General features: G+C 55.0%; 26 protein-coding genes and 1 tRNA gene. 11 read left to right on the top strand and 16 right to left on the bottom strand.

The window, feature by feature from the left end:
- Window positions 1-14 precede the first annotated feature (14 nt).
- The 8 genes from OCA8868_RS09340 to yghU all read left to right on the top strand — a co-directional run bounded on the left by OCA8868_RS09340 (window position 15) and on the right by yghU (window position 7,283).
- A complete protein-coding gene (locus OCA8868_RS09340; RefSeq protein WP_093996325.1) occupies window positions 15-299 on the top strand; it encodes a DUF1330 domain-containing protein in 285 nt (94 codons plus the stop codon).
- Between the two features lie 141 nt (window positions 300-440).
- The gene (locus tag OCA8868_RS09335) at window positions 441-3,314 is read left to right on the top strand and encodes a monovalent cation/H+ antiporter subunit A (protein ID WP_093996324.1); all 2,874 of its coding nucleotides are present in this window, start codon (window positions 441-443) and stop codon (window positions 3,312-3,314) included.
- Window position 3,315: 1 nt separating this feature from the next.
- On the top strand, window positions 3,316-3,663 hold the full coding sequence (locus OCA8868_RS09330; protein WP_093996323.1) for a Na+/H+ antiporter subunit C: 348 nt from the start codon (window positions 3,316-3,318) through the stop codon (window positions 3,661-3,663).
- Window positions 3,660-5,207 carry a monovalent cation/H+ antiporter subunit D gene (locus OCA8868_RS09325; protein ID WP_093996322.1) on the top strand — a complete coding sequence of 516 codons (1,548 nt, stop codon included), beginning with the start codon at window positions 3,660-3,662 and terminating at the stop codon, window positions 5,205-5,207. Before OCA8868_RS09330 ends, OCA8868_RS09325 begins: the two co-directional genes overlap by 4 nt.
- Before the next feature lies 1 nt (window position 5,208).
- Window positions 5,209-5,709, top strand: coding sequence for a Na+/H+ antiporter subunit E (locus OCA8868_RS09320; protein WP_093996321.1), 501 nt, complete (start codon window positions 5,209-5,211; stop codon window positions 5,707-5,709).
- Entirely contained in the window at window positions 5,706-5,993 is a 288-nt protein-coding gene (locus tag OCA8868_RS09315) for a K+/H+ antiporter subunit F (RefSeq protein WP_093996320.1), read from the top strand. Before OCA8868_RS09320 ends, OCA8868_RS09315 begins: the two co-directional genes overlap by 4 nt.
- Window positions 5,990-6,376: a Na+/H+ antiporter subunit G gene (locus OCA8868_RS09310; protein WP_093996319.1), complete on the top strand. Its 387-nt coding sequence runs from the start codon at window positions 5,990-5,992 to the stop codon at window positions 6,374-6,376. Before OCA8868_RS09315 ends, OCA8868_RS09310 begins: the two co-directional genes overlap by 4 nt.
- Before the next feature lie 70 nt (window positions 6,377-6,446).
- Window positions 6,447-7,283, top strand: a complete 837-nt coding sequence (gene yghU / locus OCA8868_RS09305; protein WP_093996318.1) for a glutathione-dependent disulfide-bond oxidoreductase — start codon at window positions 6,447-6,449, stop codon at window positions 7,281-7,283.
- Between the two features lie 102 nt (window positions 7,284-7,385).
- Here the strand turns inward: yghU and OCA8868_RS09300 are convergent.
- Together OCA8868_RS09300 and OCA8868_RS09295 are read right to left on the bottom strand one after the other, a co-directional pair.
- A tRNA-Ala gene (locus tag OCA8868_RS09300) sits at window positions 7,386-7,461 on the bottom strand.
- A 103-nt stretch (window positions 7,462-7,564) separates the two neighbouring features.
- Window positions 7,565-7,888 carry a TIGR02300 family protein gene (locus OCA8868_RS09295; RefSeq protein ID WP_093996763.1) on the bottom strand — a complete coding sequence of 108 codons (324 nt, stop codon included), beginning with the start codon at window positions 7,886-7,888 and terminating at the stop codon, window positions 7,565-7,567.
- A 107-nt stretch (window positions 7,889-7,995) separates the two neighbouring features.
- Between OCA8868_RS09295 and OCA8868_RS09290 the strand changes: the two genes are divergently transcribed.
- Both OCA8868_RS09290 and OCA8868_RS09285 read left to right on the top strand, forming a co-directional pair.
- Window positions 7,996-8,685 (top strand): M48 family metallopeptidase, encoded by a 690-nt coding sequence (locus OCA8868_RS09290; protein ID WP_093996317.1) that lies wholly within the window; start codon window positions 7,996-7,998, stop codon window positions 8,683-8,685.
- Between the two features lie 31 nt (window positions 8,686-8,716).
- Window positions 8,717-9,367 carry a GntR family transcriptional regulator gene (locus tag OCA8868_RS09285; protein WP_093996316.1) on the top strand — a complete coding sequence of 217 codons (651 nt, stop codon included), beginning with the start codon at window positions 8,717-8,719 and terminating at the stop codon, window positions 9,365-9,367.
- On the opposite strand, the gene OCA8868_RS09280 is transcribed toward OCA8868_RS09285, so the two are convergent.
- From OCA8868_RS09280 to mdh, 13 genes are all read right to left on the bottom strand, one after another.
- Entirely contained in the window at window positions 9,364-10,191 is an 828-nt protein-coding gene (locus tag OCA8868_RS09280; RefSeq protein ID WP_093996762.1) for a tellurite resistance TerB family protein, read from the bottom strand. The two genes, OCA8868_RS09285 and OCA8868_RS09280, sit on opposite strands and share 4 nt — an antisense overlap.
- Before the next feature lie 133 nt (window positions 10,192-10,324).
- On the bottom strand, window positions 10,325-11,713 hold the full coding sequence (lpdA, locus tag OCA8868_RS09275) for a dihydrolipoyl dehydrogenase (protein ID WP_093996315.1): 1,389 nt from the start codon (window positions 11,711-11,713) through the stop codon (window positions 10,325-10,327).
- Between the two features lie 10 nt (window positions 11,714-11,723).
- Entirely contained in the window at window positions 11,724-12,701 is a 978-nt protein-coding gene (locus OCA8868_RS09270) for a glycosyltransferase family 2 protein (protein ID WP_093996314.1), read from the bottom strand.
- Window positions 12,698-13,087, bottom strand: a complete 390-nt coding sequence (locus tag OCA8868_RS09265) for an MAPEG family protein (protein WP_093996313.1) — start codon at window positions 13,085-13,087, stop codon at window positions 12,698-12,700. The genes OCA8868_RS09270 and OCA8868_RS09265 overlap by 4 nt, the downstream gene beginning before the upstream one ends.
- A complete protein-coding gene (locus tag OCA8868_RS09260) occupies window positions 13,084-13,635 on the bottom strand; it encodes a L,D-transpeptidase family protein (RefSeq protein WP_093996312.1) in 552 nt (183 codons plus the stop codon). The genes OCA8868_RS09265 and OCA8868_RS09260 overlap by 4 nt, the downstream gene beginning before the upstream one ends.
- Window positions 13,636-13,681: 46 nt before the next feature.
- Window positions 13,682-15,169, bottom strand: coding sequence for a 2-oxoglutarate dehydrogenase complex dihydrolipoyllysine-residue succinyltransferase (gene odhB, locus OCA8868_RS09255; RefSeq protein WP_093996311.1), 1,488 nt, complete (start codon window positions 15,167-15,169; stop codon window positions 13,682-13,684).
- On the bottom strand, window positions 15,166-18,123 hold the full coding sequence (locus OCA8868_RS09250) for a 2-oxoglutarate dehydrogenase E1 component (RefSeq protein ID WP_093996310.1): 2,958 nt from the start codon (window positions 18,121-18,123) through the stop codon (window positions 15,166-15,168). The genes odhB and OCA8868_RS09250 overlap by 4 nt, the downstream gene beginning before the upstream one ends.
- A complete protein-coding gene (locus tag OCA8868_RS09245) occupies window positions 18,120-18,608 on the bottom strand; it encodes a DUF805 domain-containing protein (RefSeq protein ID WP_093996309.1) in 489 nt (162 codons plus the stop codon). The genes OCA8868_RS09250 and OCA8868_RS09245 overlap by 4 nt, the downstream gene beginning before the upstream one ends.
- A 47-nt stretch (window positions 18,609-18,655) precedes the next feature.
- A complete protein-coding gene (sucD, locus tag OCA8868_RS09240; RefSeq protein WP_093996308.1) occupies window positions 18,656-19,537 on the bottom strand; it encodes a succinate--CoA ligase subunit alpha in 882 nt (293 codons plus the stop codon).
- Between the two features lie 527 nt (window positions 19,538-20,064).
- Window positions 20,065-21,258, bottom strand: a complete 1,194-nt coding sequence (gene sucC, locus OCA8868_RS09230; protein ID WP_093996306.1) for an ADP-forming succinate--CoA ligase subunit beta — start codon at window positions 21,256-21,258, stop codon at window positions 20,065-20,067.
- A gap of 266 nt (window positions 21,259-21,524) precedes the next feature.
- Window positions 21,525-22,724, bottom strand: a complete 1,200-nt coding sequence (locus tag OCA8868_RS09225) for a hypothetical protein (RefSeq protein ID WP_093996305.1) — start codon at window positions 22,722-22,724, stop codon at window positions 21,525-21,527.
- Between the two features lie 70 nt (window positions 22,725-22,794).
- Complete coding sequence (locus tag OCA8868_RS09220) at window positions 22,795-23,421, bottom strand: hypothetical protein (RefSeq protein ID WP_143849595.1); 627 nt, start codon at window positions 23,419-23,421, stop codon at window positions 22,795-22,797.
- On the bottom strand, window positions 23,422-24,384 hold the full coding sequence (mdh, locus tag OCA8868_RS09215) for a malate dehydrogenase (protein ID WP_093996303.1): 963 nt from the start codon (window positions 24,382-24,384) through the stop codon (window positions 23,422-23,424).
- A gap of 210 nt (window positions 24,385-24,594) precedes the next feature.
- On the opposite strand from mdh, the gene OCA8868_RS09210 reads away from it, so the two are divergent.
- Window positions 24,595-25,338, top strand: a complete 744-nt coding sequence (locus OCA8868_RS09210) for a sulfite exporter TauE/SafE family protein (RefSeq protein ID WP_093996761.1) — start codon at window positions 24,595-24,597, stop codon at window positions 25,336-25,338.
- Here the strand turns inward: OCA8868_RS09210 and OCA8868_RS09205 are convergent.
- Window positions 25,335-25,631: a hypothetical protein gene (locus OCA8868_RS09205; RefSeq protein ID WP_093996302.1), complete on the bottom strand. Its 297-nt coding sequence runs from the start codon at window positions 25,629-25,631 to the stop codon at window positions 25,335-25,337. The two genes, OCA8868_RS09210 and OCA8868_RS09205, sit on opposite strands and share 4 nt — an antisense overlap.
- Window positions 25,632-25,837: the final 206 nt, after the last annotated feature.

Here is a 25,837-nt window from a genome sequence, read left to right as displayed (position 1 = left end):
CTGGAGACTCACCAATGGCCGCATACGCAATTGTCCAAGTGGACGTGAAAGACGACGACGAATACGCGAAGTACGCGGTCTTAGCTGGGCCCGCTGTCGCAAAGTACGGCGGTGAGTTTCTTGCACGCGGCGGTGAGGTTGAGGTCATGGAAGGGACCACACGGGCGCGCTGCGTGATAATCCGGTTCGCTGATATGGACACAGCCAAATCATTCTACAACGGCCCAGAATACCAAGAAGCTTTGCGTTTTGCCCTGCCAGTGTCAGAACGTGATTACAAATTTGTTGAAGGTGTTTGATCCGACATGACGGATATTTGTTCTCGCTGACCAACAAATGCCGCTTAAACCAAGATGATTTTGTTCTACGGCCCTTGAGGGTTAGGTAAAACTAACCCAAAAAGGTTTGACTGTTTCCAAGCCCGAACTTCAGGAGGCCGCGTGTCACTTTTCCTCATCGTTGCACTGCCATTTTTTGGCGCGCTCCTCCCCGGCGTGATGAATTCAGCCGGACGGCAAGCCGTGGGGGGCGTTACGTTTACGGTGACATTAGCGGCGTTTGTCGGCTTGATGACGAACCTTCCCGCGGTGCTGAACGGTGATTTGGTACAATCCGGTTTTAACTGGTTTCCGCAACTTGGGCTGAACGTAACGCTCATGCTGGACGGGCTCGGGTTCTTTTTTGCGACACTCATCTTAGGCATTGGCCTATTAATCATCGCTTACGCGCGTTTCTATCTTGCGCGTGATGACAACATGGGCGAATTTTTCACCTACCTGCTGCTGTTCCAAGGCGCGATGGTGGGTATCGTTCTGTCCGACAACGTACTGCTTTTGTTGATCTTCTGGGAGCTGACGTCCCTGTCTTCCTTCCTCTTGATTGGCTACTGGAAACACCTGGAAGCAGGTCGCCAAGGCGCACGCATGGCGCTGACCGTCACAGGTATGGGTGGCCTTGCAATGATCGGTGGTATGCTGATTATCGGGCAGATTGTTGGGTCCTATGACCTTTCGGTGATCTTGCAGAACCGCGATCTTATCCAAGCCGACCCGCTTTATGTCCCCGCACTGATCCTGATTCTGCTGGGTGCTTTCACCAAATCCGCGCAGTTCCCATTCCACTTCTGGCTGCCCCACGCGATGGCCGCGCCGACGCCTGTGTCTGCTTATTTGCACTCTGCGACGATGGTTAAGGCTGGTATTTTCTTGATGGCACGGATGTGGCCAGTGCTGTCTGGCACGCCGGAATGGTTCTATATCGTTACTACGGCAGGCCTGATCACGATGATCCTCGGCGCTGTGATTGCGCTGTTTAAGCACGACCTTAAGGCGCTGCTCGCGTTTTCGACTGTCTCGCACCTTGGGCTTATCACCATGTTGCTTGGCACTGGCACGGCCTTCGGCGCGTTCGCGGCGATGTTCCATATCCTCAACCATGCGACATTCAAAGCGGCCTTGTTTATGTCCGCAGGCATCATTGATCATGAAACCAACACCCGCGACATCCGTCTGCTTGGTGGGTTGCGTCATCTTATGCCGATCACCTTCATCATCGCGACAATTGCTGCGCTTTCCATGGCGGGTATTCCGTTTCTTAACGGGTTCCTCAGCAAGGAAATGATGCTCGAAGAGATGGAGCACACGTATCTGTTTGGTCCTGAATGGTTGGTGCCTGCACTTGCGACATTTGGTTCGCTGTTTTCCGCCGCTTATTGTTTCCGCCTGATTGGGCACACCTTCCTTGGGCCAAAGCGTGACGCCGAAAGCTATCCCGCAAAACCACACGACCCCGGTGCGGGGCTGTGGTTGCCGCCCGCGATCCTTGCGACACTCGTTGTTGTGATCGGTGTCGCCCCGTTCTTGGTTGAGAATTTCGTCAAAATCGTCACGGCGGCGGTTCTCGGTTCTGCCGCTGAAGTTCCTGATGCGCACATCAAAATCTGGCACGGGTTCGTGACCCCGCTTTACATGTCCATTGCAGCGGTCGTTGGCGGCCTCATCGTGTTGTCGATGTTCAAGCCTTTGTCGCGCCTGTGGGAAGCAACGCCGCGGCCCGAAGCCAAAACCATTTTCGACGATATCATCGCGGCATTCGTTATGTACGCCCGCGCTTTGATCCTTCCGCTGCACAACGGCGCGTTTACACGCTATGGGTTGATCATGGCGACAACTGTTGTCGCCGCTGGCTATCATGCGTGGGCGACAGGGTTGATTGGACCGATGACGCGCGAGGTTCAGCCCGTTGGTTGGGCCGAAGTTGGCGGATGGATCATGCTGGTCGCAGCATCCCTTGGTCTTGCGTCATTGCACCACAATCGTCTGCTTGCGCTCATCCTGATTGGTATCGTTGGCCTTATGGTTTCGGTCGCCTTCGTTTACCTAAGTGCACCCGACCTCGCGATGACGCAGATCACTGTTGAGGTTGTGACAATCATTCTGCTGCTTCTGGCGTTGAATTTCCTGCCAAATCACACGCCGATCGAAAGTTCGATATGGCGGCGCACGCGTGACGTCGTCGTTGCAGGCGCAGCTGGGTTGGCGACAATGGCGCTCAGCTATCACTACTTGTTGCGCGATGCGATCGCGACGCCGATTTCGGAATTCCACCTCGCCAATTCCTACAAAGGGGGCGGCGGTACCAATGTGGTCAATGTTATCCTCGTCGATTTCCGTGGCTTTGATACCTTTGGAGAAATCATCGTTTTGGGCATCGCCGCGTTGCTGATCTACGCGCTGACGGAAACCTTGTTGAACGGTCCGGTGCGGGCACGCCTTTTGAACCGCGTTCCGGATAAACAGCTTTCCGGCACCCAGCACCCAATGATGATGGTGGTCCTCACTCGTGTGATCATGCCTGTCGTTTTGATGGTTGGTTTCTACATTTTCCTACGTGGCCACAACGAACCGGGCGGCGGGTTTATCGCTGGGTTGATCGTGTCGATTGCCGTGGTGATGCAATATATGGCCAGTGGGTTTAATTGGGCGTCTGATCGTATCCGTTTCCCATATCATGGCGTAATTGGAACAGGTGTTTTGGTGGCAGGATTGACCGGTATCGGGTCATGGTTTTTTGCCAAGCCGTTCCTAACGTCTGACTTCACATACGTGCGTATTCCGCCGTTCGAAAAATTCGAACTGGCAACCGCTGCTTTGTTCGACCTTGGCGTTTTCCTTGCGGTGGTTGGTGCCGTAATGCTGTCGCTTGAAAGTTTCTCCCGTTTGGCGCGTCGCGCCCATGTAAAGGATTCAGATAACCCTATGGATGTTGACCCGTCGCTCCTAGATGAAGCGAATTCACCAAAGGGGGGCGTGTAACATGGAAGTTCTCGTTGCATCAGCCGTCGGCATCTTGACGGCAACAGGCCTGTATCTGGTCCTACGGTTGCGCACCTTCCCGGTGATCTTGGGAATGTCTTTGTTGACCTATGCGGTCAACGTCTTCCTGTTCGCCTCGGGACGTCTGACCATCGGCGCACCACCAATTTTAACGGACGGGGTGACAACCTACACAGACCCGCTTCCACAGGCATTGGTCCTTACCGCAATTGTGATTTCATTCGGCATGACGGCTGTCGTCGTGATGATCGCGCTTGGCGCGTATCTTGGCACCAATGACGATCTGGTCGACGATCCGATAGATGCGGAAGAGGAGGACGCGGGATGAGCCATTGGATTATCGCTCCCATCGTCCTGCCAGCAATGCTCGCTCCGTTTATCGTTCTGGCTGCACGGTATCACATTGGCATTCAGCGGATATTCTCGCTCGTCGGTGTGCTTGCACTCATCGCGATCTCAGCGGGCCTGTCATGGACGGCTTCTGACGGCACAATCATCCTCTATCAACTCGGTGATTGGGCAGCACCATTCGGGATTGTCCTTGTCGGGGACATGCTTTCAACAATGATGATAGTGTTGACCTCCGTATTGGCGCTGTTTGTTTTGCTCTATGTGATCGGGTCTGGTTGGGATGACCGTGGCAGACATTTCCATGCGCTTTTCCAGTTCCAGCTTATGGGCATCATGGGTGCCTTCCTGACGGGTGACTTGTTCAATCTGTTCGTTTTCTTTGAAGTCCTTCTTATCGCGTCCTACGGTTTGATGATCCACGCAGGCGGCAATGTGCGGCTGCGGGCGGGTGTTCAATACGTGCTGTTCAACCTACTGGGATCAACCTTGTTTCTGTTCGCGCTTGGCTCGATTTATGCGGAAACAGGAACGCTCAACATGGCGGACCTCGCGCTGCGTGCGCAGATGATCAGCGGTGATGCGACCGTCGGCATTCGCGTGGCGTCGGTTCTGCTGCTTTTGGTTTTTGCCATCAAAGCGGCAATGGTCCCGCTGCATTTCTGGCTGCCATCCAGCTACGCCGAGGCCCCCGGTCCAGTCGCTGCGTTGTTCGCCATCATGACCAAAGTGGGCGCCTATGCTATCATCCGCGTTTACACTTTGATTTTCCCACCTGACCTCGATGTAACCGCTGGCCTACACGATGTTTGGTTGATGCCCGCGGCATTGATTTCACTGGCGTTGGGAATGATCGGCGTCCTGGCCGCCAAGTCACTAGATCGCCTCGTGGCGTTTGCTGTCATCGGATCGATGGGCATGGTGATGGTCGCGATTGCGCTTATGACGCCGGAGGGCATTGCAGCTGCGCTTTACTACATCGTCCATTCAACGCTGGCAGGAGCCGCGTTGTTCCTGATTGTTGATCTCGTCAAATCCAGCCGCTCGTCACTCACGCTCAGCGCAATGCCGCCAATTGCTGGCGCGGCACTGACGGCAGGGCTGTTTTTCGCGGCCGCAATCGCGATGGCGGGCCTTCCACCGCTGTCCGGGTTTATCGGAAAGCTCCTCATTCTTGACGCATCATTTGAAACGGCGTTTGGGGTTTGGATCTGGGTGGTCGTCCTTGTTGCAAGCTTGATATCTGTCGTTGGATTTGCCCGCGCGGGTAGCGTTGTTTTCTGGAAAGCCAATAGCGTTGAGCCGACTGAGGAGACAGAACCGCAGGCCCCACCGCATTTCCTATCCTATACTGCTGCAGGCGGGCTGGTCACATTGATGGCGGCGTTCACTGTCTTTGGCGGTTATGCGCAGGGGTACATGACAGCAACCTCTGCGCAGCTCTTTGCACCTGAGCCATACATTGCGATTGTTGTGGAAACCGAAGGCAAGCTAAGCGGCGCGACCGAAGAGGGGAATCACTGACATGAAACGCTTTTTCAATTGGCTATTTCCGCACCCTGCAATGACCCTTCTGCTGGCGATTGTTTGGATCATTCTACAAAAGGATCTGTCCTACGGGATGGCGGTGTTCGGGCTGATCCTTGGGATCATCATTCCACGTGCGACTGCAGTTTGGTGGCCCGATAGACCGCAGGGCTTTCGCATCGGTAAAGTGATCGCTTATGTGATCTTGGTTTTGTGGGACATCTTAATTGCAAATATCCAAGTGGCTTGGATCGTCCTGACGCGCCCCAATTCAAAACTACGCCCTGCATGGATTATCATCCCGCTTGATCTGCGAGAACCTGAGGCCATTTCGATCCTTGCTGGAACCATAACGCTGACGCCAGGAACGGTATCGGCGGATATGTCTAGCTCTGGCAGTTGCCTGCTGGTTCATGCCCTCGATGCGCCGGACCCTGACGCGATCCGCGACGACATTAAACAACGTTACGAAACCCGCTTGAAGGAGATTTTCGTATGATACCTGCTGATGAGTTCCTGAGCCTCGCGCTTATTATCTCAATCGCAGCGGTGGCGATTTCGCAACTGCTTGCAATGGTTCGTCTTGTCATTGGGCCGGGCTCCGGCGATCGCATTTTGGCGCTTGATACAATGGTTCTGAACGCAATCGCGTTGATCGTGCTTTTGGGCATATCCCAAGGGACACGTATGTATTTTGAGGCCGCTTTGATCATCGCCATGCTCGGTTTTGTGTCCACAGTGGCCTATGCGCGATTTGTATTGCGGGGGGACATCATCGAATGACCTGGGCTGAGATCGGAACCTACGCTGTCGCCGTTTTCCTACTAATCGGGGCGTTCTTTACGTTGGTCGGTGCAATTGGCTTGTTCCGCCTAAGTGACGCGATGACGCGTATTCATGCGCCTACAAAGGTCGGAACGATGGGCATTGGCGCGCTTTTGCTTGCGTCCATGACAAGCGGGTTTGTGGCGGGTGATGGCTCGTTCCATGAACTGCTGATAATGGCGTTTTTGTTTGTGACCGCGCCGATTTCCGCAAACTTCTTGAGTAAAGTGAACATTCACAAGAAATCGTCGATCGAACCACCTACCGCGCCAAACGGGCAGACGTGGTCAACCCTAGTTGAACGCGAAGGCGACGAAGGGCCTGAAAGCGAGACAGTTTAATTCCTATAGCGCCCATTGCACCCGTCGGTGGCGTGCTTAGCTTGAGCGCAACAGCATCAAGGATACAATAATGACCTATACGCCCCCCAAAGTCTGGACATGGGATTCCGAAAACGGTGGCAAGTTCGCCAGCACAAACCGCCCCATTGCCGGGCCAACCCACGACAAAGACCTGCCGGTCGGGAAACACCCGTTGCAGCTCCACTCTTTGGCGACGCCAAATGGGGTGAAGGTCACGGTGATGCTGGAAGAGCTTTTGGCCAAGGGCTACGCTGCGGATTACGACGCGTGGTATATCGACATCAACGAAGGTGACCAGTTTTCCAGTGGTTTCGTTGACGTGAACCCGAATTCAAAAATCCCTGCGCTGTTTGATAAGTCCACTGGAGTACGCGTATTCGAATCCGGTGCGATCCTGCTGTATCTCGCCGAGAAATTCCGTGCGTTCTTACCGCGAGACATCGAAGGGCGCACAGAGACCCTCAACTGGTTGTTCTGGCTGCAAGGGTCCGCACCCTATTTAGGCGGAGGCTTTGGCCATTTCTATGCCTACGCCCCAGAGAAATTCGAATACCCGATCAATCGTTTTACAATGGAGGCCAAGCGACAGCTGGACGTCTTGAACCAGCAACTCGAAGAGAACCGCTATATTGCGGGTGCCGAGTACACGATTGCGGATATGGCCGCGGCCCCTTGGTATGGCTCGTTGGTTAAAGGCGCAGTCTATGACGCAGCCGAATTCCTCGACACCGCCAGTTATGAAAACGTCAACCGTTGGGCAGATGATGTCATGTCGCGACCAGCCTTTAAAAAGGGTCGCATGGTAAACCGCGGATGGGGTGAAGCGCACGAACAACTGCGCGAACGCCACGACGCGAGCGACTTTGATGCGGTGCCGAAGGCGTAAGACTTAACTTGGCGTGGCTTAGGCCGCGCCAGTTTCAAGTTCGTGACCTAAAAACAGCTCAACACATGTGCGCCGAAAATTGCTGGAAAAGAATAGGTGGTTTGGTGGAGCATAGCGGGATCGAACCGCTGACCTCCTGCATGCCATGCAGGCGCTCTCCCAGCTGAGCTAATGCCCCTAAACCATAGGGTGTCGCTATTGCGACAAGGTGCTGCCTAAACAGCGGGGCGGGCGAGATCAAGAGAAAATCCCGCCCTAAAGCCCCAAAATCTAATCAGGTCTTAGGAATCGTCGTCTGGCGCAGCAACGTCAGCGATTTCCTCGAGAGGAACCGTGTCATCGTCATCGTCATCCAGAACGTCGTCACCCAGATCCGCATCATCCTCGTCGTCATCATCGAGAACGAGATCATCGTCTTCTGCGTTCACTTCATCCTTCTTGGACTGGGCATCAGCAGCATCAGCAACCATCGTGCGGGTCTTGCCTGTTTCAATAACAACAACCTCACCAGTGTAAGGGCTGACAATTGGATCGGCGTTCAGGTCGTAGAACCGTTTTCCAGTTTCCGGGCAGAGGCGCTTTGTGCCCCACTCTTCCTTTGGCATGTGATCTTCCTTTTGGCGGCTCGGCCACTTGGCCGGATCGTCGCCAACTGCCATAAGGACTGGTCTAAGTCAAAGGCATTTGGCGCGATTAAATGTGAAAGGCGGATATGGGACGTTTGATCCTTGAAGGCAACCCCCCTGTGGAGGTTCTGTTGCGGCGTTCTGCGCGTGCAAGGCGTCTTAGCTTGCGTATTTCACGCTTAGACGGGCGTGCGACGCTGACTTTGCCCAATCGGGTGCCTGAACGTGAAGGAATGGCGTTCTTGCGCGAACGCGAAGCATGGCTGCGCGGTCACTTGAATGGAATCGAGCCTGAAGTACCCGTTGTGTTGGGCGGTACTGTGATGTTTCGCGGCGCAGCGCTACCGTTGGTCGCAGGCGACGTGAAGCGGGCACGTATTATCGACGGTGCACTGGCATTGCCGGATGAGCCTGACAAAGTGGGCAAACGTGTCGCAGCGTTTATGAAATTACAGGCCCGCGATGCCTTGGCTGATGCCTCTGATCGCTATTCGACAGCTTTGGGCAAACCTTACGGCCGTATTTCACTGCGTGACACACGGTCACGCTGGGGGTCGTGCTCTTCTGCAGGGGACCTGATGTATTCGTGGCGTCTGATTATGGCCCCCACGGAGGTGCTTGAGTACGTCGCGGCCCATGAAGTCGCGCACCTACAGCACATGGATCATTCGCCACGTTTCTGGGCTGCTGTCGAGCGTCTGTTTCCCGCACATAAGGCATGCCGCAAATGGCTGCGCGAAAACGGCGGCGCGTTACATCGTGTGCGTTTTGATTGACGTTACCTCGTGATGTGATCACAAATGCCGCATGTTGATCCAGTCCAAAGCAAACGAACCCACCGGTGCCGCCCATGATCGTGTGTACCGCACGTTGCGCGCCCGTATCATGCACGGTGAAATTGACCCCGGGCAGGCGCTAACGCTGCGTGGGATCGGCAAAGAGTTTGAGGTATCGATGACGCCCGCACGTGAAGCGGCACGACGTCTGGTGGCGGAAGGGGCATTATTCCTATCCTCATCCGGGCGTGTATCGACGCCGGAACTTTCCAACGAACGGATCGAGGAACTAGCGACTCTGCGGGCACTGCTAGAGCCAGAGCTTGCCGCGCGCGCATTACCGAGGGCACATATGGCGTTGATCGAACGCTTGGAAGAAATCAACGGGCGCGTGGCGCGGGTCATCGCGCGACAGGATGCGCCAGGATACATCAAGCTGAACCTTGAATTTCACCGAACCCTTTACTTACGTGCACAGGCCCCAGCAATGTTGGCTATGGCGGAAACCATTTGGCTGCAACTTGGCCCGACGATGTCAAAACTTTACGGGCGTTTGCGGCGCACGGAACCGCCGCGAAACCACCTGCTGATACTTGCAGCGCTTAAGGCAGGCGACGAGGCAAGCCTAAAGCTCGCTGTGCGTTCAGACGCGACCCAAGGCCTGCGGATGTTGAAGGTCTAAACCTGCGGAATCGTCTGCAAATGCGCTGAGATGCGTGCCATTGCGCTGCGGAATTGATCCGCGCCGATACGCATGCGTTGGGCCAAATCTGAAACTACGGCGTATTCGCTTGGATGAATTTCACCGTCAGCAACAGCAATGTTCAACGCGGCCTCTAGGACGATCTGGCGGTCTTGTTCAGACAGGCCATCGCCGATCTGATCAATATCAGAAGGGGACGGATTCAACCGGCTCAAGAGCTCCATGACCTGTTGGGGAGCATAAGACGTTCCCGTCAGTCTGGTCAGGATGCTTGAAATTTGTTGTACCTCTGCGTCATCGATCCGCCCATCTGCGATAGCAACTTGGCTCATCGCGACAAGGGAGTGGATTGCGAGGGCGTCTGGTGATTTGGATTTTCGTGGGCCACGATCGCGAAATGCCATAAGCGCGCGAAACACGATGCCGATGACGGCGAGGACCAACCAGGCATGGCCCCACAAAAGGTCTTTGATGTTCGCCGCCGGCGTTTCAGGGAGCCCAGCAGGAAGAAGTCCAGACGCTTGCATGGCAGTAAACTGTGCCGCGGAAAGTGAGCGGTACGCATCGCCCGTGCATCCATCCGGAGACAGTGCATAAGACTGTACCGCTGTATAGACGGGAACAAACAGCGCATTCGTGAAGTCGACAAGGTGACACAAAGCCATAGGGGTGCCGTCGGAACCAGAGAGGGTTGTCTCGGCTACAAAACGTAAATCTTCGCCCGATACGACATAGGCATCTGCTGTTGATGCGGTTGTTGAAAGCCCGAAAACGAGGGCGAGGGTCGATAGAAGCTTACGCATTTTGATACCTTCTGGTTGTGCTAGAAGGTCAGGTATGCGCGGGCTGTGCGGCAAGGATAAGGCAAGGATTTGACAACGGGCGGGCCATTTCTGGCTCCGCCCGTCATCTCGGTTAACAATCTGTTAATGAAAATTACGCGTGGATCGCACCATCACCACAGGCCAATGCAGCTTCGCGCACGGCCTCGGAGTAGGTTGGGTGGGCGTGGCATGTGCGTGCGAGATCTTCAGCTGCAGCGCCAAATTCCATCGCAACGCATACCTCATGGATAAGGTCCCCAGCCATCGGGCCGATGATATGCGCGCCCAAGATGCGGTCTGTCGCCTTATCCGCGAGGAGTTTTACAAAACCGTCGCTCGCAAAGTTCGCCTTAGCGCGGCCGTTGCCCATGAAGGAGAACTTGCCGACCTTATAATCGATGCCTTCTTCGTTCAGCTGTTCCTCGGTCTTGCCTACATTCGCGACTTCAGGGTGCGTGTAGATGACCCCAGGGATCACACCGTAGTTAACGTGCGGTTTTTGCCCGGCAAGGCCTTCTGCACAGGCCATGCCTTCGTCTTCGGCTTTATGGGCTAGCATTGGGCCATCGATGCAATCGCCAATCGCGTAAATACCCGCAACGTTCGTGGCGTAGTTGCCGTCTGTCTTGATCTGACCGCGCTCGGAACGCTCAACACCCAGCGCATCGAGGCCAAGCCCGTCAACGTAGGGACGCCGACCTGTCGCGACCAAAACGGTATCCGCATCAACCGTCGCTTCACTGTCATCCTTGCGCAGTTTGTAGGTAACTGTCGCCTTACCGCCCTTGGTTTTTACGCCCTGTACGGCAGCACCCATGACGAAGTTAATACCTTGTTTCTTAAGAGTTCTCTGGAACACCCGCTGAATTTCACCATCCATGCCGGGGGTCACTGCGTCGAGGAATTCAACGACGGTCACTTCGGAACCTAGGCGGCTATAAACAGAGCCAAGCTCAAGCCCGATGACGCCAGCGCCAATCACAACCAGCTTGTTTGGAATCTTCTTCAATTCCAACGCACCTGTGGAGGACACAACCGTCTTTTCATCAATCTCGACACCGGGAAGCGAAGACACTTCAGAACCGGACGCGATGATGATGTTCTTGGCCTCGTGGACCTCATCGCCGACCTTGACTTGGCCCGCCGCAGGGATGGATCCCCATCCCTTAAGCCAATCAACGTTGTTCTTTTTCATAAGGAATTCAACACCTTTGGTGTTCTGTCCAATGACATCATCCTTATAGGCCTGCATTTGCTTCCAATCGACGGACTGGGTTTTACCCTTCAGGCCCATAGCCGCGAAGTTGTGCTGTGCTTCGTGCAGCATGTGCGATGCGTGCAGCAACGCCTTTGACGGGATACAACCAACATTCAGGCATGTCCCCCCCAGCGTTTCACGCCCCTCGACGATGGCCGTTTTCAGGCCCAGCTGTGCGCAGCGGATCGCGCAGACATAGCCGCCGGGACCGGAGCCGATGATGATGACGTCGTAATTAGCCATGTGATTTCTCCTAAGATTTAGTCTTCTTTGTCCAAGCTGCGAGCTGTTCAGGTGTCAGAACGCGCTCTTTATGCGACTTGAAATGCTCAATTGCTTTTCGGTGCAGGTCAGAAAGAATGGGGTCTTTCATGAAGGAATCCTTGATCCTTTTTACCGCGGGCAACAGTTTTTCGATTTGCCTGTCACTGACGTCGTTCCGGTTAAACCGCGTGTAGAATCCTGAATTCTTGTAGTATTTTGTGTGGCTCGCGAACCGCCCATCGCCTCGGTCATTTTTCATAACGAAAATATCGTCCGCGCGGGTCGCGTAGTGATGCATGCAAGCACCTTCGAACGTTACGAGATTTGCAGCGGTTCCACGGTATTTCGACCAAGGCTTGTTAAAAGCGACCGGGTTCATTTCCTGCCCGTTTGAATTGCGGACAATCACCGGGCCGTGGGGTGATTTCGGCATGTGATCGATGGCTTCGGAGAATTTATTTGGGCGAAAGATTGATTTGTGAAAGCCCGCGGGGTCGGGTTCGTCTTGGGCCATGGTGTTTACCTCAAGCACATTTGCGCCCTGAGGAAATACTTCTAAACCAGATGTCCCAAACGCCTTCCAAGCCAAGGCGATGCAGTCAGTGTGCCCGGGCATCGCAGAGATAAGGTCATGGATGTTGCCGTCACCGTGATCGATGTAGGGGAATTCATCTGCGTCGCAAAGCATGAGCCAATCACAGGATTGAACTTTCGGGTGCGCAAACGCGCGTTTAATGCCTCGCTCAAGGGGGGCAAGGTCGTCCATGGCCAGATTTTGAACGTGAGTGACGTGTCCTAGCTCTTCTAGGCGGTCCAAAATCAAATCTGTTCCGTCATCGCAATCGTTGGTCATTACGATAATCTCGTCAAAACCAAGCGCCCGATAGTAGGCGACCCACTCCAGAAGGAACTGCCCCTCGTTACGCATGCATGTAACCACACAGATTCGGGGTTTTGTTTGGGTCATAGGAGTGCCGCAATCAGAATTGTGATGGTCGCCATAAATCCGACGAACCAAATGAGAGAACGCCACGGACCTTTGCCGATGAGATAGGCAGGTACATAAAGGACGCGGGCGATAAGGTAGGTCCACGCGGCGGTTTGGGTGAGAGGGGTTGATTGGTCAGATAGGGTCACGACGACCACGGCGAGGGTGAATAGGATCAGCCCTTCGAAATGGTTGTTTAGCGCACGGCGGGCACGGCCAGCGTAGCCCTGAAGTTCGACAGGGGTGTCACGCGGGCCGAGCGCGACTTTTGTCGGCACCTGCATGTTTGCCAGCGTCGAGTAGAGGAAGAACTGCAACGCTTGCAAAAGGCCTGCGAGGGCGAGGGTGGTGAGTTCTGGGGTCATATTGTGTCAACAATCGTGATTGGCGTTCCATTTGGCACCATCGACCAAATCTCTCTCATTTCGGTGTTTGTGACTGCGATGCAGCCATTGGTCCAATCCCATGAAAGGTGAAGCCGACCCAAAAATCCCCAACCGTTTGGAAGGCCGTGGATCATAATATTGCCACCAGGGTCATCGCCTTGGGCGACGGCAGCGGCGGTGTCTTCGGTGTTGGGATAAGAGATATGGAGACTGAGGTGTGCAACAGAATTCTCGTTGCGCCAGTCGATTGTGTAAGTGCCTTCGGGTGTTCGTTCGTCACCTTCATGTGACTTATGGCCTGTTGGGGAACCACCCAATGAGACCGCATACCGACGAAAGGTTGCACCATTTCTCAGGAGGTGAAGTTCACGCGTGGATTTAATGACCAAAACTTCGTGTGCTTGTTCGTGCTCGGCCGCTATCGGTGGCGGTGTTCCTGATGCGACTCGTGCCATGACCTGAGTATAGCCAAACAGGCCAACGCCTAAGGCGAGTACTAGGAATGATATGCGGATAAAGCGTCTCATAACACCAACAACGTTCAGGCACGACCAATGCCGTGCCTGACGCTTATCATAGGTCCATCAACAGACGACGTGGATCTTCAAGGGCTTCTTTGACGCGGACCAAGAACGTCACAGCGCCTTTGCCGTCGACGATGCGGTGATCGTAGGACAGGGCCAGATACATCATTGGGCGGATGACGACTTCGCCTTTGATCGCCATCGGGCGGTCTTGGATTTTGTGCATTCCCAAGATACCGGACTGTGGTGGGTTCAGGATCGGGGACGACATCAAGGAACCATAGACACCACCGTTTGAGATGGTGAATGTGCCGCCCTGCATTTCTTCCATGCTGAGTTTTCCGTCACGCGCCTTTGCGCCTTTTTCAGCGATGGCTTTTTCGATCTCGGCAAAGGACATCTGGTCGGTGTCGTTAAGAACCGGAACAACCAGACCTGTTGGCGTACCCGCCGCGATGCCCATGTTGACGTAGTTTTTGTAAACCACATCGGTGCCGTCGATTTCGGCATTCACTTCGGGCACTTCTTTCAGCGCGTGCACACAGGCCTTGGTGAAGAAGGACATGAAGCCGAGCTTTACGCCGTGCTTCTTGAGGAACAGGTCTTTGTACTCATTACGTAGGGCCATCACCTCGGTCATGTCGACCTCGTTGTAGGTTGTCAGCATGGCGGCTGTGTTCTGAGATTCTTTCAGGCGGCGCGCGATGGTCTGGCGCAGGCGTGTCATTTTCACGCGTTCTTCGCGGGCGGCTTGGTCAGCTGCAACAGGTGCGCGTGGTGGGGCGGCGGCAACAGTGGCTGGCGCAGGGGCGGCCATTGCTTTTAGCACGTCCTCTTTCATCACGCGGCCGTCTTTGCCGGTGCCTTGCACGTCTGTGAGGTTGTTTTCGGCCATCAGTTTCTTGGCGGAAGGTGCGTCTTCGACGTCCTTTCCAGAAGCTGCTACTGGGGCCGCAGCAGCAGCGGCTGGAGCGGGTGCAGGGGCTGCACTTGCGTCTGTAGACATCACGGCGAGTTTGCCGCCCGCTTCAACGGTGGCGCCTTCTTCTGCGAGGACCGTGGTCAATACACCAGCAGCGGGTGCAGGCACTTCGACGGAAACTTTGTCAGTCTCAAGCTCGCACAGCATTTCGTCAGCGACGAATGCTTCGCCCGGTTTCTTGAACCATGTGGATACTGTCGCTTCGGTTACGGATTCACCGAGCGTTGGAACCATAATATCCATTTCATTTCCTCCGGATACAGGTGCGGCTTCTTGTGCCTGTGGGGCGGGAGCGGCCTTCGTTGGGGCGGCTTCGCCACCAGCTGAGATTTGTGCCAAGAGCGCATCAACGCCAACTGTATCGCCTTCATTGGCAACGATTTCGGACAGGGTACCAGCGGCGGGTGCGGGCACCTCAACAGTTACTTTGTCTGTTTCAAGCTCACACAGCATTTCGTCTTGTGCGACGGTATCGCCGGGCTTTTTGAACCATGTGGCAACAGTTGCTTCGGTGACGGATTCGCCAAGGGTGGGGACGCGGACTTCGGTCATTATTTTGATCCTTTAACGGTGAGCGCTTCGTCAACGAGAGCGGCTTGTTCTGCTTTGTGGCGCGACGCGAGGCCCGTGGCGGGCGAGGCGGCAGCGGCGCGGCCCGCGTAGACGGGGCGTGTGTGCTTGGCTTTGATGCGTGTCAGGACCCATTCGATGTTGGGCTCCATGAACGACCAAGCGCCTTGGTTCTTTGGTTCTTCCTGACACCAGACCATTTCGGCGTTTGTAAAGCGTTCCAATTCCTTCACTGCGGATTGCGCAGGGAATGGATAGAACTGCTCGTAACGCATCAGGTAGACGTCATTGATGCCGCGTGCGTCGCGTTCCTCAAGAAGGTCGAAGTAGACTTTGCCAGAGCACATGACGACGCGCTTGATCTTGTCGTCAGCGACCAATTTGGCGACGGAATTCCCGTGCTGGGCGTCGTCCCACATGATGCGGTGGAACGAGGAACCGTCTTGGAATTCCTCCGCTTTGGACACGGCCAGTTTGTGACGCAACAGCGACTTTGGCGTCATCATGATAAGCGGCTTGCGGTAGCTGCGATGCAACTGACGGCGCAGGATGTGGAAGTAGTTCGCAGGTGTCGTACAGTTCGCCACGATCCAGTTGTCACCGCCACACATGGTCAAGAAACGCTCAAGACGTGCGGAGGAGTGCTCTGGGCCTTGGCCTTCATAGCCGTGTGGCAGCAGGCAGACGAGGCCGGACATACGCAGCCATTTGGATTCACCGGAACTAATGAACTGGTCAAACATGATCTGCGCACCATTTGCAAAGTCACCAAACTGGGCTTCCCAGAGGGTCAGCGCGTTTGGTTCTGCCAGCGAGTAACCGTATTCAAATCCAAGAACCGCGTATTCGGACAACATGGAGTCGATGACTTCGTAGTTACCTTGGCCGTCGCGGATGTGGTTCAGCGGGTAGTAACGTTCTTCGGTGTCTTGGTTCACGAGGCCGGAATGACGCTGTGAGAACGTGCCGCGTGTGGAATCCTGGCCGGCCAAGCGCACAGGGTAGCCTTCGGTTAGTAGGGACCCGAATGCCAGTGCCTCGCCGGTTGCCCAGTCAAACCCTTCGCCGGTTTCAAACATCTTGGCTTTCGCAGTCAGAATACGGCCCACGGTTTTGTGCAGCGGGAAGCCTTCGGGTGCGGATGTCAGCGCCTTACCGATTTGATCAAAGGTCTCTTTTTTGATCGCCGTTTGGCCACGCTGGTACAGGTCTTTCTGGCTGTCCAGATGGGACCACTTGCCGTCCAGCCAATCAGCTTTGTTTGGCTTGTAATCTGTTCCGGCCTCGAATTCAGCGGCCAGATAATCCTGAAACGCTTGCTTCATATCCTCGATCTCGCCCTCAGGCATGAGGCCGTCTTGCACGAGGCGATCTGTATACAGCGTCAGCGTGGTCTTTTGCTGTTTGATCTTCTTGTACATCACCGGGTTGGTGAACATCGGCTCGTCGCCCTCATTGTGACCAAAGCGGCGGTAGCAAATGATGTCGAGAACCACGTCTTTGTGGAACTTTTGGCGGAATTCAGTGGCGACGCGGGCGGCGTGAACCACAGCCTCGGGATCATCGCCATTCACGTGGAAAATCGGTGCTTCGACCACCAGCGCATTGTCCGTTGGGTAAGGCGATGAGCGGCTGAAGTGCGGCGCCGTGGTGAACCCGATCTGGTTGTTCACAACGATATGCATGGTGCCGCCTGTGCGGTGGCCACGCAGACCTGACAGCGCGAAGCCTTCTGCAACAACGCCTTGGCCCGCGAAGGCCGCATCGCCGTGCAGCAGGATCGCCATAGATTTAGTGCGGTCAACGTCGTTTGTCTGGTCTTGCTTGGCGCGGACTTTACCCAGAACAACGGGGTTCACGGCCTCAAGGTGGGACGGGTTCGCAGTTAGCGACAGGTGAACCGAATTGCCGTCAAATTCACGATCAGACGACGCGCCGAGGTGATATTTCACATCGCCAGAGCCGTCCACGTCTTCGGGCTTAAAGCTGCCGCCCTGAAATTCGTTGAAGATCGCGCGGTAGGGCTTTTCCATAACATTGGCGAGGACGGACAGGCGGCCACGGTGGGGCATGCCGATCACGATATCGCGCAGGCCCAATTGCCCGCCACGTTTGATGATCTGCTCCATCGCGGGGATTAGGCTTTCGCCACCATCAAGGCCGAAACGCTTGGTGCCCATGTATTTGACGTGCAGGTATTTCTCAAAGCCCTCGGCCTGAACAAGGCTGTTCAGGATCGCCTTGCGGCCCTCTTTGGTGAACGCGATCTCTTTGCCGTAGCCTTCGATGCGTTCTTTCAGCCAACCCGCTTCTTCGGGGTTGGAAATGTGCATGTACTGCAACGCAAAGGTGCCGCAGTAGGTGCGGCGCACGATGGCGAGGATTTCGTTCATGGTCGCGTGCTCAAGGCCCAGCACGTTGTCGATGAAAATCTTGCGGTCCATGTCGGCGGCGGTGAAGCCGTAGGACGCTGGGTCCAATTCGGGATGCGGGGTCTGATCCCGCATACCGAGTGGGTCAAGGTCAGCCACCAGGTGCCCGCGAATACGGTAGGCGCGGATGATCATCAGGGCGCGGATGGAATCCAGCACCGCGTTGCGCACTTGGTCTTCGGACACGGCAACGCCCGCAGCTGCGGCCTTTGCTTTGATCTTCTTGCTGGCGGCTTCGGGTTCCGCAGCCCACTGACCATCCAGTGCGGCTGTTAGATCGTCGTTCGGGATCGGTGGCCAATCAGCACGGCCCCAAGATGCGCCAGCGGCCTCGGCCTGAGCATCCGCAGGGGCATCGCCCAACGAGGCGAAAAACGCCTGCCAACTTTCGTCGACCGCGTTCGGGTTTTCCGCATAGCGCGCATAAAGCTGCTCGATATATTCCGCATTGTGCCCTTGCATGAAGGAGGATGCGTGGAATTGGTCGTTGGAAGATTGGTCAGTCATGAGGGGACCTCATTGGGGTTAGGGCCAAAACGGTTGGTGTCGGGGTCGGATCGTTTGAGAGTCACAATCAAAAAGCCTACAAACAGAAATAGTAAGGAAACAAACATAAATGTGTTGAAAATTTCTTGGGTAGGTAGTGCTTTCACGATAACAACGAATGCTGCAAAGACGATGAATGGAACGATAAAGAACTTGCTTCCATGTACGTTAATATCGTGGCCCCGTCGTACGAGAGCCGACGCAAATGGTAGAACAAAGACGATCGCGTAAACATTGCTCCACCAAGGTTCATTTATGTCGAGCGATAGATAGATGCCGAAGTGGAACGAGAAACCGTTTGGATTTGGCGCAGCAAAGTAGTTTGCCAACACAGAATGCAAAATTGCAATAAACAAGAAAAACCACCAAAACTCTGATCGAGTAGCGCGGCCAGTAAAGTCAAATGCATGCGACATCGCTGAGCGAATGGCTAGGATAGGTTTCATCTTAACTCCGTCAGTCTCGAGGTGGGGCGAACCCCACCTCACATTACTTACCCAATCGCCTTCAACACAGCTTCGCCCAGTGTCGCAGGGCTATCAGCCACAACGATACCAGCGGACTTCATCGCTTCGATCTTGCTTTCAGCGTCGCCTTTGCCGCCTGCAACAATCGCGCCAGCGTGGCCCATGCGACGGCCTGGAGGTGCTGTGCGGCCAGCGATGAAACCAGCGACTGGCTTCCAGCGGCCTTTTTTCTTCTGTTCGGTCAGGAATTCAGCGGCTTCTTCTTCTGCGGAACCACCGATTTCACCGATCATGATCATGGACTGTGTTTCGTCGTCATCAAGGAACATGTCGAGGATGTCGATGTGCTCAGTGCCCTTAATCGGGTCGCCGCCGATGCCCACAGCAGTGGACTGGCCAAGGCCGCTATCAGATGTTTGCTTTACAGCTTCATAGGTCAGCGTACCGGAGCGGGACACAACACCAACGGAACCACGCTTGTGGATGTGGCCCGGCATGATGCCGATTTTGCAAGCGTCAGGTGTGATAACACCCGGGCAGTTTGGACCAACGAGGCGGGATTTGGAGCCTTCCAACGCGCGCTTCACTTTCATCATGTCCAGAACTGGGATGCCTTCAGTGATACAGATGATCAATTCCATCTCGGCGTCAATCGCTTCAAGGATAGAGTCCGCTGCGAAGGGCGGAGGCACGTAGATCACGGAGGCATTCGCCTCGGTGACGTGCATTGCTTCGTGGACGGAGTTGAAGATTGGCAGGTCGAGGTGCGTTTGGCCGCCCTTACCCGGTGTCACGCCGCCAACCATGTTGGTGCCGTATGCGATTGCCTGTTCAGAGTGGAATGTACCCTGCGAACCTGTAAGGCCCTGACAGATGACTTTGGTGTTTTCGTCGATGAGAATGGCCATGTTGTTGGCTCCTATTGAATTGCTTCAGCGAACGTTAGTTCAGTCGCTGGAAAAAAATGAACGAGGAATATGAGCTGTGCGATGAATCAGTTCTTCCACCTAGTTTGACTGCGATTCCATTTAAGACAAACGCTGTTTCGCGCCGACCGTTGCGCCCTGTAACAGGCGTTTCGGAGTAGCCGAGTTGACGCAATGTCTGTTGTGCAATTGAGATCAAACGTGAACCATCGTTTCTACCCACGATTCCAAAGGTCGCAGAGCATCCAAGCCCAGAGCGGGACTCGCGTGCTTCGACGTTAATGACCGGTTGGGTTCCTCCAATTACGGAGGAATTGTAGGATTTCCGAAACTCGCCACGGCGGTGTTCAAAGCCGTTTTGCATCAAAAGGTTCGTCATTTGACTGGTTTGCACATAGTGGGAGCAAAACTGGGTGATGCTCTGCATATCTGCTGAGATATCAGCAGCAGCCGCTGAACCGCACAAGACGGTCGCAGCGGCAAATATATTTCGAACAGCGCGCACTAATTCAACCCTTTACCGCTTTCACGATCTTTTCAGCGCCGTCCTTAAGGTCGTCAGCCGCGATGACGTCTACGTCGGAGTTGTTGATGATGGCTTTGCCTTCTTCAACGTTTGTCCCTTCGAGACGCACAACCAGTGGAACCTGAAGACCAACGTCCTTCACCGCAGCAACAACACCTTCTGCGATCACATCACAGCGCATGATGCCGCCGAAGATGTTCACCAAGATGCCTTTGACCTGTGGGTCGGACGTGATGATTTTGAACGCTTCTGTCACTTTCTCTTTGGTAGCGCCGCCACCAACGTCGAGGAAGTTTGCAGGCTCAGCACCGTAAAGTTTGATGATGTCCATTGTCGCCATCGCGAGGCCAGCACCGTTGACCATGCAGCCAATTTCACCGTCGAGCGCGATGTAGTTGAGGTCAAACTTGGACGCTGCCAGTTCTTTCGGGTCTTCTTCTGTTTCATCGCGTAGGGCGGCGATGTCAGCGTGGCGGTAAACCGCGTTGCCGTCGAATGCGACCTTCGCGTCGAGAACCTTGAGGCTGCCTTCGTCTGTGATGATCAACGGGTTGATCTCAAGCATTTCCATGTCTTTTTCAGTGAAGGCTTTGTAAAGCTGGCCCATCAGTTTCACGCACTGCTTAACCTGCTGGCCTTCAAGACCGAGGGCGAATGCAACGCGGCGGCCGTGGTAGGCTTGGTAGCCTGTCGCTGGGTCCACTGTGAAGTTCAGGATTTTTTCAGGGGTCTTCTCGGCCACTTCTTCGATGTCCATGCCGCCCTCAGTAGAGACAACGAAACCGATGCGGGATGTCTGACGATCAACCAGCAGGGCGAGGTACATTTCTGTTTCAATGCCGGAACCGTCTTCGATGTAGATGCGGTTCACTTGCTTACCGGCTGGGCCAGTCTGGTGCGTGACCAATGTGCGGCCCAGCATCTTTTTAGCTTCTTCAGCCGCTTCAACAGCGGATTTTGTCAGGCGAACACCGCCGGCATCGCCAGCGTCTGCTTCTTTGAATTTACCTTTGCCGCGGCCACCTGCGTGGATCTGCGCCTTAACAACCCAAAGTGGGCCGTCCATTTCGCCAGCGGCGGTCTTAGCGTCCTCAGCTTTGAGGACTGCGCGGCCATCACTGACGGGTGCCCCATAAGAAGCGAGCAGTGCTTTTGCCTGATATTCGTGAATGTTCATGAAGTCGTCCTTCGGTCTGATCTGCGTTGAAACGATATAGACCCGTTAAACGAGCTTAAAAAAAGCGTTTCTTGGCGGATTCGCCGAAAAAGCGACATTTGTGATCACAGCTTTAAAAAGTGTGATCACAAATTAATAAGTGGTTAGCGCCAACACGGTAAATATGCGCTTAAAGCGGAATCAGTTGGGAAATAGTCTACCCTCGCAGCGCCGGAGCGCCAGTGGATTGGCCCGCGTGCGTGACGCAGGCCTGATTTTGCACCAGATCAGTTCAAGATAATGGCGTAGAAGGCTGCGTCTCCGCCGACCATGCGCTCAAACGAACGCCATGCTTGCCCGCTCATTTCCGGGCCGCGTTCCACGTAGGGCAGGATGGACTCCCCTTGGATCAGCGCGAAGATGTCCAGCTCAGGCGGGTTTTGCATGAACGCCTCGAGGTCGATGCCCATGCCGCCTGGCAGGCGCCAGTGGGGGATCAGCAATTCGCCGTTTAACATCATTTCGGCTTCGGTCAGCACATTGCGCCACTGATCGCCGAGGTTTGTCGGAAATGGAATTGGCAGCGCGCTTTGCTGGTTCTTGTTGGGGATCCATTCGCGGTCGTTGTCGGTTTCACGGCTGACGCGGTCCCAGAACACCTTGTTGTCTTGGATCATGCCAAGAAGGTGGGCATGCGCTGCGCGGGAGCGATCAACGTCGACGGGGCCTTCGATGGCATGGATGAACATCGCTGCCATATCGAGCCAACGGTCTTCGTCATAAAACATCATGTAGTCCCGTCCGTCGCGGCCCATCGCGTTGAATTCTGCGGCGCTGGTGGTGACGCGTTCAATTGCTTCCGTGGGGCCAACGGCGAGGATTGCCTCGCTCACCCCGCTCAGGAGGTGGGCGTAGGCAGACAGCCACGCCGCATCAGAGGTGTCAAAGCGCACGACTGGCGGAGTGAAATCAGTCTCCAAACCACGGTTGAGGTCACCACCGGCAACTTCAAACAGGTTTTCGCCCGTGTCATAGGTGCCGTTCATGTTGATATCGAACCAAATGTCGGCGGTGTTGATAACAACCCCGATGTCGTCACCATCTGAAATCTCATCGAGCTGCGCGAGCGCTCCATCGAGGTCAGTAAGCGCGGCGGTGAAGATATCCTCAATAACCTCGGGGTAGAAGCCTTCGGGGGAGGGGTTCTGTGCAACAGGTAAGCGCAGGAACGGCAAGCCGGACATCTCGGCCATCTGTTGGTTTACGCCTACGCGGTACTGCGTTTGCAGCGCTTCTTCCACGACACTGAGGAAATGGACGCCCCCCAAGGCGAAGCGATCAGACGGGGTGGGGTTTGAAACCTCCATAAGCGCGTCTTTGGTCTGGGAAAGCCCCAGATCGCGGATCATGGCAGAGTATTCGGTATCGGCACGGGCAGCAGCAGCAACTGTGATGCCGACGATGGCGGCAGGAATAATATAACGCATGTGAGTCTCCTTACATTTCTGAACATAGTTCATGAACGACGTTCAGTCAAGGGGGGCGATGCGATTTAGATTATTGATCAGAGAAGTGTTCGTGCATGAAGTCGTCGTTGTAACGCTCATAAGCCGTGCTGCAGACCTGCGGCAAATGCCCGTCCCCTAGGTCGCTGAGCGGATAGCTTCTTGTGTCGGTCGCCAGTTCGCGCGTTTCATCAATATCGTCGGCAACAACAATGGCGTCACCCGTGAGGAAATTGACCGAACAACTGAAAACGGCGGCAAACAGACGGTCTGCGTAGGTATCATCGTAACCAATGACCTGCGCAATGTCGTCGCGCCAATCAACGGTGACGGATCGATGATTATGTGTGCGCCCGCAAGCAAAACAGCCCCAATGGATACGCAGATTGCCGTTGGGCAGCGCTTCAAGGGTGTCGAAATCGGACAAGTTGATTGGGACGACGAACGCGGCGTCGATGTTCCAGTTGCCGCCGGTTTCCGGCGGGCGAATTGTCACGATTCCAAATCTGTCGTTGAGAGTGAAGGCGCTGGCAACCTCGGATGTGCCGTCACCGTCGAGGTCGATTTCGACGGTTTGGTACGGTTCCGGCATCGCATCAAAGTCGATGATCGGTTGGGACTGTGCGCTGGTGGCGAGGGTCAGCCCCGCCACCAGCAATAGATTTTTGAGCCTGCTCAATTAAGCAAGAGAGCCGTCGATACCGATGCAGGCATCAACAAGGCCCTGAACCGCAGCAACAGATGTGTCGAACATCGCTTGCTCTTCTTTGTTCAGCTTGATGTTAACAACACGCTCAACACCGCCGGCGCCGATCACTGTTGGAACACCAACATACATGCCGTTCAGGCCAAGCGCGCCGTCAACGTATGCTGCACACGGCAGAACGCGTTTTTGGTCTTTAAGAAAGGCTTCAGCCATCTCAATCGCGGATGTTGCTGGTGCGTAGAACGCGGAGCCTGTTTTCAGCAGGCCAACGATTTCGGCACCGCCGTCGCGAGTGCGCTGAACGATTGCGTCCATTTTTTCCTGTGTTGTCCAACCCATCTCGATCAGGTCAGGCAATGGGATGCCTGCAACAGTGGAATAACGAACAGATGGAACCATCGTGTCGCCGTGGCCGCCCAGAACGAACGCAGTTACGTCACGCATGGACACGTCAAACTCCTCAGCGAGGAAGTGACGGAAACGCGCGGAATCAAGAACACCCGCCATGCCGCAAACCATGTTGTGCGGCAGGCCAGAGAATTCGCGTAGTGCCCAAACCATCGCATCCAGCGGGTTTGTGATACAGATAACGAACGCGTTTGGTGCGTGCTTGGCGATACCTTCGCCAACAGATTTCATAACTTTGAGGTTGATGCCCAGCAGGTCATCGCGGGACATGCCTGGCTTGCGCGCAACGCCAGCCGTGACGATGCAAACGTCTGCGCCTGCGATGTCTGCGTAGTCGGATGTGCCGGACATTGCGGCGTCAAAACCCTCGGAAGGGCCGGATTCTGCGATGTCGAGGGCTTTACCTTGTGGCAGGCCGTCAGCGATGTCGAACAGGACGACGTCGCCAAGTTCTTTTACAGCTGCGAGGTGGGCAAGTGTGCCGCCAATGTTTCCGGCGCCGATCAGGGCGATCTTAGGTCTAGCCATTGTGAATGGATCCTTGTGTGCTTCGATGTTGGTCGTTTTAGTCGCAGCTTGCCTAGTCCTTTGGCTCGCCTCGCGCAAGTGTGATGCGCTGCACTGCGGCATAGGTCATTGTTTGCAGGGGAAAGTTTGCTTTAGAGTTTGAAAAACTATTCGGCCTGTGTTCGCTGATTTGCGCAACCGGATGTGATTCCTGATCGGAAAGGCCACCTTGTGGACGGAACAATTTTTTGGATGGCCGGCATTGCCGCAGCGTTTTGTGTTGGGCTGTCAAAAGGGGGGGTGCCAGCGTTCGGAATGCTCGGTGTTCCTTTGCTTTCGCTGGTAATTTCACCAGTTGCAGCGGCGGGCCTACTGTTGCCGGTCTTCGTGTTTTCCGACGTTTTTGGCGTCTGGGCCTACCGTAAGGAATTCAGCCGCGATGTCGTGCGTATTGCTGTTCCGGGTATTTTGTTCGGCGGTTTGATTGGCTGGGTAACGGCGTCGATCGTTTCGGAACAGTTCGTGCGTTTGCTGATAGGCTTTATCGGCGCGGTCTTTGCTTTGTCTTTGCTGATGCGACGCGCGGTTGATGGGCCACCGAGGCCTGCGACTTGGGGGCAGGGTTTGTTTTGGACAAGTGTCGCGGGATTTACCAGTTTTGTTAGCCACGCGGGTGCGCCGCCTTGGCAGATATGGGTGCTGCCACAGGGCCTTTCCAAGATGGTGTTTGCAGGCACGACGACGATTGTTTTTGCGATCATGAACGCGTCAAAGATCGTGCCCTATTACTTCCTTGGCCAGTTGGCGCCACAAAACCTGCGCGTCGCGGCGTTACTTTTTTTACCGGCTGTGGTGGCGGTGTTTGTTGGCTATCGGCTGGTGAAGATCATGCCGGATCGCGTGTTTTTTAACATCGTCGCGTGGACGCTACTGCTCGTATCCGTGAAGCTGATCTGGGACGGGACTTTCGGTTAAGCGCCGCTGTCGGTGTTTGGCAGGGCTTCCGCAAGAACCTGAAACGCCGCGCCGCTGGCGACCATACATGTCGGGCCGCCGGGGGTGGTGACAGTGATCGTCCAAGTGCCGGTTTCGAGGGAGGCAAAGACCTCAACCACCGTGTTGTCCGCGCCGAGCCCGATGGATTGGCGAGATTCACCATAACCGCTGGCAAGCCGTTCCACGACCATCGCATGATCCGCGCAATTGTTGGACTGGGCGGAGGCTGCTGTTGCTAGAATCACAAGGGCGGCTGCAAGGAACTTCATCATCTGGTCTCCTGACGGTGGCGCGCCGTGGCACGCAACAGAGGGGTGAATTTCTGCTAATAAGTCTGTGCTGTTAACCTTTGAGAATTGGTTAACAGTACCGAACGGTGCTTGTTGCGCTGCGCTGCGGCATTTTTAGACTTGCAACATCGCGAGGAATCTGACCCCTTTGGCGCAACAATATTACGCAAGCTTTCAAGGATACCGCC

Source organism: Octadecabacter ascidiaceicola, assembly GCF_900185015.1.
Classification (GTDB): Bacteria; Pseudomonadota; Alphaproteobacteria; order Rhodobacterales; family Rhodobacteraceae; genus Octadecabacter; species Octadecabacter ascidiaceicola.
Note: the sequence above shows the minus strand (reverse complement) of the source record. Positions and strands in the feature narration are given on the sequence as shown.